Here is a 14,103-nt window from a genome sequence, read left to right on the forward strand (position 1 = left end):
TCATCGCCTCCCTGTTCAAACTTCTTCCGCCCCTACGTTTGCGGTATTGGCACCTGAATAATGACGGCTGCACCCTGGCCGGGCTTGGAGGAAATGGCAAACTGCCCTCCCAGCAGGTCTACTCGTTCCTTCATGCCGATGATGCCAAACGAACCATATTTTCTCTTTTTCGGGTCAAAGCCTTTCCCGTTATCCTGTATGACAATCGTAATGGCTGTTTCTCTCATTTCAAGCTTAACCTGGATTTCATTCGCATCCGCATGCTTTAATGCATTCTGGACTGATTCCTGTATTAGCCTGAAAAGGGCAACTTCATACTTTGAAGGCAGGCGCCTATCCGCTCTTAGGTTTTGGAAGGTTATCTTTACGGTTTTGTGATAGTCCTCCATCGTTTGCAGATACTTCTTTAAGGTAGGTACAAGTCCCAGGTCATCAAGAGCCATTGGCCGCAAATCATAGATAATCCTTCGCACCTCATATAGTGAGTTCCTGACCATCTGCTTAAAGCTTTTAATCTCTGAAAGGGCAGCATCAATTCCGTCTTCCTTATATACACGCTCGATCAGATCGGAACGCATCATAACATTTGCAAGCATTTGGGCAGGCCCATCGTGTATCTCTCGCGAAAGACGCTTTCGCTCCTCTTCCTGGGCCTCTATGATCTTCAAGCCGAATTCCACCTTCAGCTTGGCATCTTCGAGTATCTCCCCCATTTCCTTCAGATCGCTCATCAGATAATTCATCACAACCGAAATTTGTGAGACAAGATGGTCGGCGCGATCCATTGTTTCACGCAAACCTTCCATCCTCCGTATCAGGTCCTTTTTCCGTTCACGCAGCTGTTTTTCCATCTGCCTGTTCAGTGTCAGTTCCATTTGGAGTTCATGCGCTTTTTCGTACGCTTCACGCACTTCATCCTCGGTATAGTCTTTAAAATGCATACTGACTTCCGAAAGCTTGCCCCTGGAATGGCGAACCTTGGTCTCGAGGCGCTCTCCTTCGCCAACCACCCTGTTGGCAAGATTCTCAACTTCCTCGAGTTCGGACTTCAGCGTCTCAAAGTCAGCCCGTGATTTTTCACCTAAACAAAAGATTTCATTCTTGCTTCTTCCAACAGATTCAATCATTCTTGCCAGGATTACATCAAGCATTTTAGTATCAAAGTCCTTTATTCCCATAGTCTTCCTCCCGGGGCGCCCATGCCCCGCCTAAACTCAAGATTCAGAGTTGGGAACATTTTGTCACCAGCTCTTTTCTCATAGTTTATCGTGAAAGACTGAACGAAACTATCCAATATTGGGATAATTTCTTAATTCCCCCTAAAAATCGGTAATTGGGATTATAATTGCATTTAAACTCTATATCCTTTAGCCTATAGGAAGGATGGATAAACCTACTATTCTAGGATTTTTTAACTAAGAAGTAAAAATATGATACCTAGTCATAGATATTACCACTATGTACACTGTACTAATTATAGCATGCAACTTTTTTTCGATGTTAACAATTACTCTACTGCTGATTGGGAAAATATTTCATCCTTAACCTGACTGCTACTATTGAATACAGGGGTGAAGGAGAGTAAAATAATGAAGTCAGTTTTGTACTATAATCCTGTAAATGCGGGTAAATAGATTACAAATTTCCCAACTTTTTCATTTTGCTTTAAGCATCCAGTTTATATGGCAAACATTGACTCCTTTTTTATAGTATACGTGAAACGATTTTCTTTTTTGTACCGTCAAATAAAAGGCGGACATACAGAATTATAGAATAAAGCGATTCTCAGGAAGGACCATTATATGCTTCCCTCATATTTAACAGTAAAAGACTACGGTGAACACGAAATCATTATAGAAAGATCCCGGTTTATCGCCCATGTACAACGGGCTGAAACTGAGGAAAAAGCCCAGGAATTTATAGCTGATATTAAGCGTCGTCATCGCGATGCAACTCACAATTGTTCCGCTTACCTAATTGGCGAAACCGATCACATCCAAAAAGCGAATGATGATGGAGAGCCAAGTGGTACCGCTGGGGTTCCAATCCTTGAGGTTCTTAAAAAGAAGAAGCTAAAGGATACAGTCGTTGTTGTGACACGGTACTTTGGCGGCATTAAACTTGGCGCGGGCGGCCTGATTCGCGCATATGGAAGGTCTGCTTCTGAAGGGATCAATTCTACAGGGATTGTAGAGCGCAGATTGATGCGAATTGTCCACACAACCATTGATTACACTCTTCTTGGAAAAATCGAAAATGAATTAAGGTCTTCCGGTGCCCATATCAGGAATATACATTACCTGGATAAAGTAGAGATTGAAACGCTGGTTGACGACAGTGAGACTACGCCTTTCATGGACAGGATGGTGGATCTCGCTAACGGCCAGTGCGACTGCCGCTTGGGTGAGGTTCTTTATGTCGAATTTGAAAGATAAATCGACCTGATGATTTCACACTGGGAAATTGTTGCTTTTTTGTAAAAATAAACGATTGTGCCTGGTACTTTCGTAGTATTATAATTAAAAGTTGTAGCTTGCTAATTTTATGAGTTTAGTCCTGTGAAAATTTAACACTTAGGAGAATGACTTTGAATAATACAAGAATTAATCATAAATCGTCTAGGAAAAAGCGGCAGAAGAAGCGGATTTTTTATTTTCTAGTCCTCCCCCTCCTTTTGATTCTCTTAGCGGGAGGCACATATGCAGGCTTTCTTTTTACAAAGGCAGCAAATGTTATGAATGCATCGAATCAGGAGCTTGAACGGGGTGACACGTCCGCAAAAAGGATTCAGAAAATCGACCCTAAGAGCGACAACTTTTCGGTATTGATCATGGGTGTGGATGATAGCGAGAAGCGGCAGCAAGGTTCGGCAACTAGGACCGATGCCCTTATTCTTGCCACCTTTAACCGTGATTCCAAGTCAGTAAAAATGGTCAGCATTCCCCGTGATTCGTATGTGTATATCCCGGTGGAAGGAAAGAATGACAAAATTACACATGCACATGCATTCGGCGGTGTAGATGGTACGATTGAAACAGTAGAAGAATTGTTTGATATTCCAGTAGATTACTATGTTAAGCTTAATTTCGATGCGTTTATTGATGTAGTTGAAGCGCTTGACGGAATTACAGTCGATGTTCCGGTCACTTTTTCTGAACAGGACAGCAAGGACCGCAAAGATGCCATTCACCTTGAAAAAGGTCTTCAGGAACTGAACGGTGAAGAGGCCCTCGCCCTGGCAAGAACGCGGAAAATTGACAACGACATTGAACGTGGGAAGCGCCAGCAGCTCGTACTTAAAGCGATAATTGATAAAGCCATTTCTGCTGGTTCTATTACAAAATATGGTGATGTCATGGAAGCATTGGGAGACAATATTACAACCAACTTCAAATTTGGTGAAATTCTTTCCCTTTACGATTATGCAGGCACAGGCTTGAACATTGAATCAATAGCTCTTGACGGCCACGACCAGTACATCGGCAGTACTTATTATTACCAGCTTGATGAGCAGGGTGTAAGCATGCTCACAACAACCTTAAAAGCCCATTTAGGCTTGACGCCGGCAACCACTGCAACAACAAGTGAGTCACAGCTGCAAGCTGCCTCCGAGAACGAATAAACAAATAGGTAAATGTGTAAGGCCCCCAAAGGTGATCTTTGGGGGCCTCTTTTTCAATCATGGCGAGTTTCCTTATTAGGGATACAAAAACCTTATTTGCTTGTGATTGTTCACCGTAATGCATCAAAATGAGGTTCTCTTGGCTAAAACTCACTTTCTTTAAATAAGATGTGTTGTCCTTAGATCGAGTAACCAGCGAAGGTAAAATATGCGAAGTTTTTCCGGTTACATAGAGAATAGAGGTCGTATCGATGTATATAAGCGGAGATTTTCCGGTTATAAAAAGCAAAAGCACCTATTTTCATAGATTTTGAGTCATTAGGCGGAATCTCTCCGTCTATTTTAGCTATTTTTAATCATAATAACTAATTAAGCGGAATTCCTCCGTCTATTTTATCAGCGTGGGAGATTAAGCTGATTCCCCAATCGTACTTGCGGACCCTCTTGAAATTAAATGGGAATAGCGGCTTTTATCAACCAACTTATAAGAATAAATAAAATTGGTACTAAAACAGCACTACATATGACAGTTGCCCCATAATCAATTGCTGTATCTCAAGTTTATGGAATTCCATAAATAAATAAAAAAAGACGTATGCCAATTCATACGTCCATTCTTGTGTCTATTAATTAGAAACCACCGATAAGTGAAACCTTGAATTTAAACCGGGCAGCCTTATGTTTTCGATATGGGTTATCTGTTTCTAGCATAGCGGATGTTTCGCATCATGTTCAAGAGCGGCCTGTAGTTTTTATCAACCAAGCCGACACTTTCCACAATCAGCTCAACCGCGAGCAAGGTAAGTGTTAGTATCAAAAGCGATCCCCACATGGTCGCCATGGAAAAAATAAAACCGGCCAATCCGAACAATGCGCTGATTCCGTATATAAGCAGGACTGTCTTTTTATGGGAAAACCCAAGATTCAGCAAGCAGTGATGCAAGTGTGATTTATCCGGTGCCGATAAAGGAGCCTTCTTAACAATCCTTCTTACGATAGCAAAGATGGTATCGGACAGCGGCACACCAAGAATGATAACCGGGATAATGAACGAAATGAATGTAACGTTCTTAAATCCGAGCAAAGACAGGACGGCTATCATATATCCAAGGAATAAAGCCCCGGTGTCGCCAAGGAATATTTTCGCTGGATGAAAATTATAAAAAAGGAAACCAATTGTGCTGACGAGGACAATAAAGCCAAGCGACATAACATACGCATCACCCTTGACAATTGCCATCGCAGAAATTGAGATAAGTGCGATTGATGAAACGCCAGCTGCAAGGCCATCGAGACCATCGAGCAGGTTAATTGAATTTGTTACTCCAACAATCCAAAGAATCGTAATCGGGACGCTCATAACTCCAAAGTCAAGCTTGCCTCCAAAAGGAAGGTTAATAAAGTTGACTTCAATGCCCCCATAAAGGACAACCACTAACGCTGCCGCTAGCTGGGCGAGAAATTTCTTTTTTGCTGAAAGTTCGTATATATCATCCAAAATTCCGGTTATGATAATGATGATGCTTCCCAGAACGATTGCCAAATGATAGGGGCTGTATGGCTGAAGAATAAGAATCCCTATAACAAAGCTAATGAAAATCCCCAATCCACCGAGCCGGGGCATCAGTTTAGTGTGAACTTTCCGCTTGTTTGGCTTGTCCACGGCCCCTAGCTTGTAGGCCAGTTTTATTATAGACGGCGTAAGCAGGATGGAGCATAAAAAACATATGATTAAGGTCGCGTAAAACATCCAAGACCCTCCTTGAAGGTATAATGCCCCTTCCAACTTATAAACAAACAGGCATTTCTTTACCAGTAAAAATCATAAACCGAACTTATTATAGCATAAAAAACGATTTGTGTTCATAATGAATTTTTTCAGAGCTTTTGGACTAGCCCCAAACCCTGTCATTTCACGTTTCAGACAAATTTTCCATAAGCGCCTGTAATACTCTTCACACAATTTTCCAATGTAAAATGAGCTGATGTATGTTCATAAAGCCTGATGCCTTTTGCGGACAAGATATGATTACCTTTCATATGAAGAGCCTCCTCCAAGGCATTTGCGAGGGAATTAACGCACCCAACTGGAATGACCCAGCCATAATCGGAGTTTGGTATTAGCTCTTTTACCCCGCCAACCTCAGTTGTAATCACCGGCAGCATTTGCCGGGCAGCTTCCAATAAAACAAGCGGAAAACTTTCGCTTTTAGAAGCCAGCAGCTTTATATCTGAAATTGCGAGCAATCCGCCAATGTCGTCCCGGTAGCCGAGGAACCTTAGACTTTTGCCGATACCTAGCTCAGCAGCTTTATTTTTTAGCTGCCCTTCAAGGAAGCCATCTCCTGCAAGCAGTACTTTAATTTGCGGATACCGTCCTTTAAGCTTATGAATTGCGTGAAGTACATCGATATGCCCTTTTACCGGCGTAAGCCTGGCAATCATTGAAACAACGAAGTCTTCCTTGCATAACCCCAGGGACTCGCGTGTAATTGGTATACTGTTTTCCTTTTCATTAAAATCAATTCCATTAAAAATAACCGTAATTTTAGATGGAGCTATCCCGTTCTGGACTAAAAGGTCTCTAAAAGGCGCAGAAATGGCCAAATAATGGTCTGGCCTTCTCAAGGCTTGCAAATGAAGCCATGTAAATGCCTTTCCCTTTAAGCCTCTTCCCAGAAAATCATCATACGGATTGCTATGGAGAGTTGTAACCCACTTAAGCCGTGGCCTTATTTTTTTAATAAAAATCCCCATTAAATTAGCCCGGGGGCCATGGGTATGAATAATTTCTATGCTTTCCTGATCAATGAACACAGCTAGTTTTTTAAGAAACAGGCAATCATACCTGCTGGATTGTTTAAAAAGGCGGACCTGTATGCCCAGTTCAGATGCCTTTTTCTTCATTAATCCGTCCTCAAAAACCCCCAATATACTCTTCGATCTATCCATTTGCTTCAAGACATTAAGAATATGGACCATTCCGCCCCCGGTTTCAGCCCCGGCATTCAGATGAAGGACTTTCACATTGACCATCCTTACTTCCAATTATTTGACGTCTCCAGACGACACGAAGTTACAAGTAACTCTTCATTATTGTTTATGTCCATCTGGAGCAAACCTCATAACTGGGGATGGCTGTTAATTATCCGATTAGTGAAATAAGATTTTTCTTGTGCTTCATCCTTTAGGAAAATCAATCAGGCTTCGCGCGACTAACAATCAGTGGTGGATGAAGAACACCCCCACGGGATTGACGTTTCACTTTATTTAATTTTCAATACCTCTATCACAAATTTGGGAAGCATCAGCATCCGCCTCCACCTCGATGGCTGTTTTACTAATCGGTAAAGCCATTCAAGGTTGATTCTCCTCCACACCTCAGGTGCCCGTTTGGCTGTACCGGCCAGCACATCAATACTTCCACCGACACCAATAAAAATCCCTTTCGTAACTCGTCCAATATTTTCAGCTATCCATTGTTCCTGTTTTGGATATCCGAGTGCCACTAAAACTATATCTGGCTCTTTCATCTCAATCTCATCACTGATTTTCCCATCCTCCCAGCTGAAATAGCCGTGGTGGCGTCCAACCAGCGTAAGCCCGGGATACTTTTGGCTAATATTTTGCGCCGCAGCCTGATTTGCCTCTTCCTTTCCCCCTAGAAGATAAACTTTCAACCCTTCTTTATTTGCCATCTCCAGCAAGCGGATTGTCAGGTCGAACCCTGCCACCCTTTCCGGGAGCGGATTTTTAAGCATCCTTGAGCCAAGGATCACGCCAAATCCATCAGGGACAATATAATCCGCCTTTTTTAATGTTCGTTTATAATCTTCATCATTTTTCGCATACATAACTATTTCAGGATTGGCTGTGACGATAAAAGCCTTCTCGCCCTCCTTAATATGCTTAGCCAAAAGGCCAGCAACTTCCTCAAAACGTTTTGCCAAAAACGGAATATCAAGAATTGTGATTGTTTTTTGTTCCATGTTTGTGCCTCTTTCACATTTGGTATCTATAACCCCGGCCGGCAGATTTAAAATGCTGGCAAAGTGGGTATGCTTGACAGTATTCACTTTAATCTTTCTCCAGCTTGACAGACAAATTCATTTATCATTAAGAAAACTGGCTTTGAAACGGTGTTGATTTTCTTGAATAATACGTTTATTAAATCTGTAGGCTTAATCACGATTATTGCTATTATCAGCAAGGTTCTTGGCTTTGCCCGAGAACTATTAATCGCAGCCTACTTCGGAGCAACCGGGACGACAGATGCATTTTTCGTTGCATCGATTATTCCCGTCCTCATGTTCAGTGCGATTGGTATGGCACTGACAACAGGGCTTGTCCCTTTATATGCCGAGGCGAGCCGCGCTGGAAAAAAAACAGCAGCCTCGTTCATGAACATGCTCGGAACCTTATTCCTTGTTTTATCAATTATGCTATCCATCCTATTTTATATCAGTATTCCATGGATTACGACCTTGATTGCCCCCGGCTTTTCCGAAAACGAAGCCGAGCTGGTGAATAGCCTGGCCCGAATTATGATTCCGAGCTTCTGTTTCTATGTATTATCAGCGTTTATGACAGGGATACTTGAATATGAGAAGCGCTTTTCTCCGCCGGCACTTATTGCAGTTCCACAGAACATTCTTGTGATTTTCGCTGTTGTTTTATTCAGCAGCCGTTACGGTATTTATTCTGTTGCTGTCGCGACCCTGCTCGGTGCAATAAGCCAGGTGATTATGCTCTATCCTTTTTTCCGGAACTATATCCGGTTTAGGCTGAATTTCCAATTCGGCCTCTATCGGGAAAAAATCGCTGAGACATGGGCGCTGTTTTTTCCGATGATTGCCGCCTCTGTGGCTTACCAGATAAATGGTGTTGTTGACCGGATGGTTGCTTCCTACCTTGAAACAGGAAGTGTCTCGGCCCTTAACTTTGCAAACAAATTGATGTACTTGCCGTTAAGCATCATTCTGCTCTCTCTTATTACAGTATTGTTCCCGTCCATTATCGATGCTTTTTCAGAGCAGGGCTCACGGTTCATCGACTTAATCAGCAAAGGCTTTAATGCAATTATTTTTGTTGCGATTCCTATTTTGGCTGTAATGCTTGTTGAAAATAACACGCTTGTTTCCTTAGCTTTTGAGCGGGGTGCCTTCGATCATAAAGCTGCCTCCCTCACAGCCTCAGCCTTTTTTTACTACTCCTTCGGGATGGTATTTTTGGCATTAAAGGAATTGCTTAATCGCTGCTTTATTGCAATGAAGGAACCCAAGGTCACAATGAAAGCGAGCATCGCCGCCGTACTGGTTAATATTCTGTTTAGCATCCTGCTGGCCCGGCTTCTCGGTACTGGCGGAATTGCCCTGGCAACGTCAATCGCTATGCTTTTTCAAACCGTTTACTTACTCGTGTATTTACGAAAAAAGCTGCCTATTGAAAGTGAGCATTATCGTTCTTTTATAAAAAACTTTAGCAGATTGCTTGTCATATTTTTAATAACTCTTTCGGCTGTATATGCAATCTCTGCTTTAACAGAAGGATTGAATCATGTTCTTCAGCTCATTTTGTCGGCAGCTTGCGCGGGAATAATTTTTCTCATTTCCTCTATTGTATTAAAAATAGAAGAGCTGTCTTGGTTGAAGGAACGCCTTTTACGCAAATCCGACAACCATACTTCTTCAAGATAAGCCAGTCCGACATGATGAAAAAGAGTCTCCTATTTTTCGAAGGTAATGAATCTTCTTAGTTACAAGTCACTCACAAGCAATACCAGTTGATCTTTTAAAAAAGACAGGAGCCCAGGTTTATGGATGATATACTTGTTTCGCTTACAGCAGGAGATTGGGATGGTATCAAACACAGGCCGCATCATTTTATGAAGCGGGCTGCACAATCAGGCAGGACAGTTCTATACGTCGAGCCTCCCGTGTCTTTATTGGGACCATTGAAAAACAAAGCATCCATTGCCACGTGGAAACGGTGGAGACAGGGGCTGTCAAAAAAAGAGGATAATTTATATGTACTCGCGCCTCCGCCCATCCTCCCATTTGGATATAAATATAGGTGGATTAACAAACTAAACCAACGGTTGCTTGCCTTGTCCTTAAAAAACAACATTAAAAAGATTGGCGGCCAGCCAAGCCTATATACCTTTCTCCCCTCTGCCGCAGACCTGCTGGCATTGGTCCCTTTCAGGGCTGTTTATTACGACTGTGTCGACGACCATGGAGCGTTTAAGGGATTGATTAATCCGAAGTTGGTGGCGGAGCTAGAAACCGAGCTTTTAACCAAATCAAATGTCTGCTTTGCAACCGCAAAGCAGCTGAGTGACGACAGAGCCAGCCTTAATCCAGACATCCACTTGGTTCCTAATGGCGCTGAATACGAACATTTTGCAAAGATTCAGGACGTTGATTTACCAGTGCCTGAAGATATACTTTCAATAAAAAATCCGATTGCCGGATTTATCGGTGGAATCAGTGAATGGATTGATTTGGATTTAATCTATCAAACCGCACTTCAGCTTCCGGAAGTATCTTTCGTGATGATTGGGCCAGTTGATACAGATATTTCTATATTTACTAATTTAGATAACGTTCATTTTCTTGGCCCAAAGCCTTATTCTTCGCTTCCGGCCTATATCCATGCTTTCTCAGTCTGCCTCATACCTTTTAAGTTGACGAAGCTTACCAAAAGCGTCAATCCAATCAAAATGTATGAATATTTATCCGCGGGCAAGCCGGTTATTTCTACACCGCTCCCCGAGGTACTCAACTATGATGGAATCATCCAGATTGCGAATGGACCTGCAGAAACGATCCGAGTTCTGATGGACATCGTTGGTAACCTCGAATATCATCATTCCGAGGAAAAGGTATTGCCCAGACAAGCGACTGGCAAAGAGAACTCCTGGGATGCCCGCTGGAAGGTCATTGAGCAGCTATTAAAAGTAACGTGAGAAACCGGCTAATAGGGTTAGCCGGTTTATTCCACCTTAACCCGTTTACTGCTTTCAGAGAGCACCGTTCCCTCGCTATCGATAATTTTCAGCTGAACATTGAACTCTTTGCCCGGATTAGCGGAAAGCGCATATAAAGTGGCTTGATCAACAAAAACAGACCTCAGCTTTTCTCCATCAACAAAAACCTCTGTACTGCTCGTAAAATTCTTTCCGATAAGCTTGATGGCTTCCTTGCCTTGGTAGGAACTCCGCGCCGCTCTTATAATCTCGGGTTCACCGTAGCCAAGACGGTACTTCTTACTTGGATTAATCTTCGTACCGCTTTGTCTTATACCTTGCTTATTCCCATATAACAGGTCATATTGAAGCGACTCATACATCTTCCGTTCTTTCCCCTTGACCGTTGATTGCCTTGAAAACTTCTCAGGTAAAAGAAGCGCCTTGCCTCCGTTCAACTGCTCTGACAGAAAATCAGTCACATAGTTTCCTTTTAAACCAATCGAATTGAGCAGATAAGGAGCAAGGAATGAGCTCTCCAGATTCAGTGTTTCAATTTTGAATGGCTCTGTGGACCATATGAGAAGCGGGGTCTGGTACGTTTTCATATATTCACGATATCCATCGCGTCCGCTCAGATAAGCTGCCTCTCTATAGACCTTGTAGTCTTCTCCCAGCAGCGGCAAATGGTCACCGAAAAACACCACTACGGACGGCTCATCCAGCTTTTGAAGTGCCTCAGTCAGCCTTCCGAGCTGCTTGTCGGCTTCCACCAGGTTGTCCGCGTAAAATTCAAGAATATTTTCGGATTCAGGCGAAAAAGATTTCCCTTCCTCCTTTAGTGAGGCTTCTATCGTTGCATAAAACTTCTTAGCATTTGTGCGGTATGGACCGTGATTTTGCATGGTCACTGCAAAGATGAAGTTAGGTTTCTCGCGTTCGTTTACCAGCCTCACGATTTCATTCATCAGCTCGTCATCCCGGTAATACATCATATCCTTTACAGGCTTTGAAAAAAACTCAAGACTAACAAACCGGTCAAAGCCAAGCAAACGATAAACTTCATCGCGGTTATAATACCAGTTGTGGTACATATGCAGCGCTGTTGTTTCATAGCCAGCGCCCCTCAGCGTGTGAGGCAATGCCGGCACAGGCTCTTTTATGAGATTTTTATAAGGAATGCTTCCAGAAGGCAAGAACTGAGTTGACAGGCTGGTCAGCACCTCAAATTCAGTATTGGCAGTGGAGCCGCCAAACACAGGAACGTGGAGAGTACCTGAAGGATGAAGCCTGGATAGTCTATGGAAGTTTGGTAATGGGTTCTTATTGAATGTGATAGTTTCCATTATCGTAGGATCCCAAAAGGCTTCACTCATAATCATGATGATATTGGGTTTTGAAATGGGTTCATGCTCATTTCCTATCCTGGTAAAAAGCCTTTCAATTTGTTCCTCATAACCCTCAGGTGCCTCGGGATGGCCCAGGTTACTTGCCAGCCCTGCTAAGATTCCGATTTTCATATAGCGTTCCTTCAGGCCGATAGCCTCTCCGCCTGAAAAAAATGATGCCTGGCTGAATATAAGGCAAGTCATTATAGCAAAAAGAATCGCCGACCCTGCTGGAACATATAAATAATCTCTCGTGTAAGGTGAATTTTCCACCTTTCTCACTATAGCAAAAACCAAACCAATTAGTAAAAAGATGAGAAGAATAACAAGACCGATGACCGCAACTGGCAAATCCATAAAAACTGCAGCCATTTTCCCAGCCTCAGCTGCCATCGCCAGATCATATGGAACAAGCGGATCGCCTCTAAGCTTTTCCTTATAGAAGCCAATTAACGCAATCGCGGATAAGATTGCAATAGATAAAATGGCAGCGACGATAAAGCCCTTATTATTGGCAAAAAACAGAATACCGAAATAAGATAACATCCAAATGGCCACTGCCAAAACACTAAATGGGTAACTAATGAGCCATTCAACCACCTTACCTGGTCCACCCCGATAAATTGACTCTGTTACAAACAAAGCCAATGCAGAAGAAAGACTTATGTATAATAGCTGGCGGACTATAATCGGATTTCGCTTCACCATGTTACGGCGCACTCTCCTTCATCTCAGGGGTTGCCTCTTTTGTAAAACTGGCCAGGAGGATTGCCAGGTAGATGCTGACTCCTGGAGCCGTCAGTACATGGCCGGCGGTGTAAGCTATCCCAAAGCCAAGCACAACTCCCACTGCCTTCATGATGGTTTGAACTTTTATACCATCACGTTTAATAGTTTTGATCATCCTCCCAAATACGATTCCAACCAGGGATAGATAGAGGACAAAACCAATCAAACCTAATGAAAAAAACAAATCATGAAAATCCATTTCGACCAGCTTCGGCTCCTCTGTATAGTTGCCCGCATACCCCATCCCGAACAGCTTCTGGGTGAGCGGGGCCTGATGATAGGAATTTGCCTGATTCTCCAAGTATTTTTCGCGTCCGCTGTAAACAAGATTATCCATTTTTGCTTGAGAGACTTTCGTTTCCACTTCCATTTGCGTCTGTTTGTCCATCCCCAGCCATTCCATATGAATTTGAACATTTTGTACTACTGGCGAGTGCGGAGTATAAAGCGCCGAACCAACCAGCAGGCATATGAGGACGCATAAAGGAACAATCGCTTTTCGTTTCTCTCTGTTTCTTAAAAGTATTAATCCTGTTGAGAGTATTCCGGCTGATAGTGTAATGATAATAGCTCCGAGCCCAACTTTTGTTCCAAGCGCAAACAGACTATATAGGACAACTAAAACAGCTGGCCACCCTGCAAACCCTCTATTAAGTGCAAAAAGCAGGAGTACCGGGAATCCAATTGCAAGGAGGGCAGCAATTTCATTGCCTGCATAGAACCAGCCGGTATGCCCTGCCTTTCCTCCCTCATAACTTGGATAAGCACTTCCTGACATTCCAGCCAAAGTCATTATGAATCCCGTTAGTGCAATCGAAACAGCTATATATCTTTCTGCAGTCCCGGCTAACGTATCATCTGAAAGGAATAGTTTACGATAAGCGAACAGTGATAGGGGGAAATAGAGAATTTTGAGAGTATACGATATCTCAGCAGAAATTGAAAAGACCGGTTTTAGGGAGGCATTTGCCGTAATTTGGACTGCTATTATGGCAGTCAATGCTAAGAGAAGTACCATTGTGAACCTGGCTGGCCTGTTTTTAGGCCCGAAAAACAAATAAAAGAGAGCAAGCAAGAGAAATGCCGTTCGGGCGAGGATACCAATTGTAAACATAGGATAGGAATATCGGATTGCCAGGGAAGTAAGCAAATCAAGGAAAGGCTGGCATAGTATAAATAGTAAAAACAACCTTTCAATCCAATCGGTATAAAACCGGGCTCTCATCCTGGCTGCCTCCTTCCTGGCAAGTAGTACTATATGATTTAGTTTTTGCCAAAACCATAAGATTCAACCCGGCTCTCTTCCAGAAAAGCACTTTAAAAGCAAAAAAATAAAA

Annotated in this window: 10 protein-coding genes; 4 read left to right on the forward strand and 6 right to left on the reverse strand. The window is 42.8% G+C overall.

Annotated features, from left to right (window positions below; translation table 11 throughout):
• Positions 1–32: 32 nt before the first annotated feature.
• Positions 33–1,178: a sensor histidine kinase gene (locus TY16_RS01680; RefSeq protein WP_043929962.1), complete on the reverse strand. Its 1,146-nt coding sequence runs from the start codon at positions 1,176–1,178 to the stop codon at positions 33–35.
• Positions 1,179–1,802: 624 nt separating this feature from the next.
• Here TY16_RS01680 and TY16_RS01685 point away from each other — a divergent pair.
• Together TY16_RS01685 and TY16_RS01690 are read left to right on the forward strand one after the other, a co-directional pair.
• Entirely contained in the window at positions 1,803–2,435 is a 633-nt protein-coding gene (locus tag TY16_RS01685; protein ID WP_043929963.1) for a YigZ family protein, read from the forward strand.
• Positions 2,436–2,581: 146 nt separating this feature from the next.
• A complete protein-coding gene (locus TY16_RS01690) occupies positions 2,582–3,622 on the forward strand; it encodes an LCP family protein (protein ID WP_043929964.1) in 1,041 nt (346 codons plus the stop codon).
• A 694-nt stretch (positions 3,623–4,316) separates the two neighbouring features.
• Here the strand turns inward: TY16_RS01690 and TY16_RS01695 are convergent.
• From TY16_RS01695 to TY16_RS01705, 3 genes are all read right to left on the reverse strand, one after another.
• Positions 4,317–5,372: a glycosyltransferase family 4 protein gene (locus TY16_RS01695; RefSeq protein WP_043929965.1), complete on the reverse strand. Its 1,056-nt coding sequence runs from the start codon at positions 5,370–5,372 to the stop codon at positions 4,317–4,319.
• A gap of 170 nt (positions 5,373–5,542) precedes the next feature.
• On the reverse strand, positions 5,543–6,670 hold the full coding sequence (locus TY16_RS01700) for a glycosyltransferase (RefSeq protein WP_052342557.1): 1,128 nt from the start codon (positions 6,668–6,670) through the stop codon (positions 5,543–5,545).
• 218 nt (positions 6,671–6,888) lie between these two features.
• Positions 6,889–7,611, reverse strand: a complete 723-nt coding sequence (locus tag TY16_RS01705) for a WecB/TagA/CpsF family glycosyltransferase (protein ID WP_043934431.1) — start codon at positions 7,609–7,611, stop codon at positions 6,889–6,891.
• Positions 7,612–7,773: 162 nt separating this feature from the next.
• On the opposite strand from TY16_RS01705, the gene murJ reads away from it, so the two are divergent.
• Both murJ and TY16_RS01715 read left to right on the forward strand, forming a co-directional pair.
• The gene (gene murJ, locus TY16_RS01710) at positions 7,774–9,318 is read left to right on the forward strand and encodes a murein biosynthesis integral membrane protein MurJ (RefSeq protein WP_043929966.1); all 1,545 of its coding nucleotides are present in this window, start codon (positions 7,774–7,776) and stop codon (positions 9,316–9,318) included.
• 119 nt (positions 9,319–9,437) lie between these two features.
• Positions 9,438–10,589, forward strand: a complete 1,152-nt coding sequence (locus TY16_RS01715) for a glycosyltransferase (RefSeq protein WP_043929967.1) — start codon at positions 9,438–9,440, stop codon at positions 10,587–10,589.
• 26 nt (positions 10,590–10,615) lie between these two features.
• Here TY16_RS01715 and TY16_RS01720 read toward each other — a convergent pair whose 3' ends face one another.
• Positions 10,616–12,685 carry an LTA synthase family protein gene (locus tag TY16_RS01720; protein WP_043929968.1) on the reverse strand — a complete coding sequence of 690 codons (2,070 nt, stop codon included), beginning with the start codon at positions 12,683–12,685 and terminating at the stop codon, positions 10,616–10,618.
• Position 12,686: 1 nt separating this feature from the next.
• Positions 12,687–13,991 (reverse strand): O-antigen ligase family protein, encoded by a 1,305-nt coding sequence (locus tag TY16_RS01725; protein WP_043929969.1) that lies wholly within the window; start codon positions 13,989–13,991, stop codon positions 12,687–12,689.
• Between the last annotated feature and the right edge of the window lie 112 nt (positions 13,992–14,103).

This window comes from Bacillus sp. EB01, from assembly GCF_000613125.1.
Lineage (GTDB): Bacteria > Bacillota > Bacilli > Bacillales > Cytobacillaceae > Bacillus_D.

Coding starts and splice junctions, on each gene's coding strand:
- TY16_RS01680 (WP_043929962.1), bottom strand. CDS start 1,178: ATGGGAATAAAGGACTTTGATACTAAAATGCTTGATGTAATCCTGGCA.
- TY16_RS01685 (WP_043929963.1), top strand. CDS start 1,803: ATGCTTCCCTCATATTTAACAGTAAAAGACTACGGTGAACACGAAATC.
- TY16_RS01690 (WP_043929964.1), top strand. CDS start 2,582: ATGACTTTGAATAATACAAGAATTAATCATAAATCGTCTAGGAAAAAG.
- TY16_RS01695 (WP_043929965.1), bottom strand. CDS start 5,372: ATGTTTTACGCGACCTTAATCATATGTTTTTTATGCTCCATCCTGCTT.
- TY16_RS01705 (WP_043934431.1), bottom strand. CDS start 7,611: ATGGAACAAAAAACAATCACAATTCTTGATATTCCGTTTTTGGCAAAA.
- TY16_RS01715 (WP_043929967.1), top strand. CDS start 9,438: ATGGATGATATACTTGTTTCGCTTACAGCAGGAGATTGGGATGGTATC.
- TY16_RS01720 (WP_043929968.1), bottom strand. CDS start 12,685: ATGGTGAAGCGAAATCCGATTATAGTCCGCCAGCTATTATACATAAGT.
- TY16_RS01725 (WP_043929969.1), bottom strand. CDS start 13,991: ATGAGAGCCCGGTTTTATACCGATTGGATTGAAAGGTTGTTTTTACTA.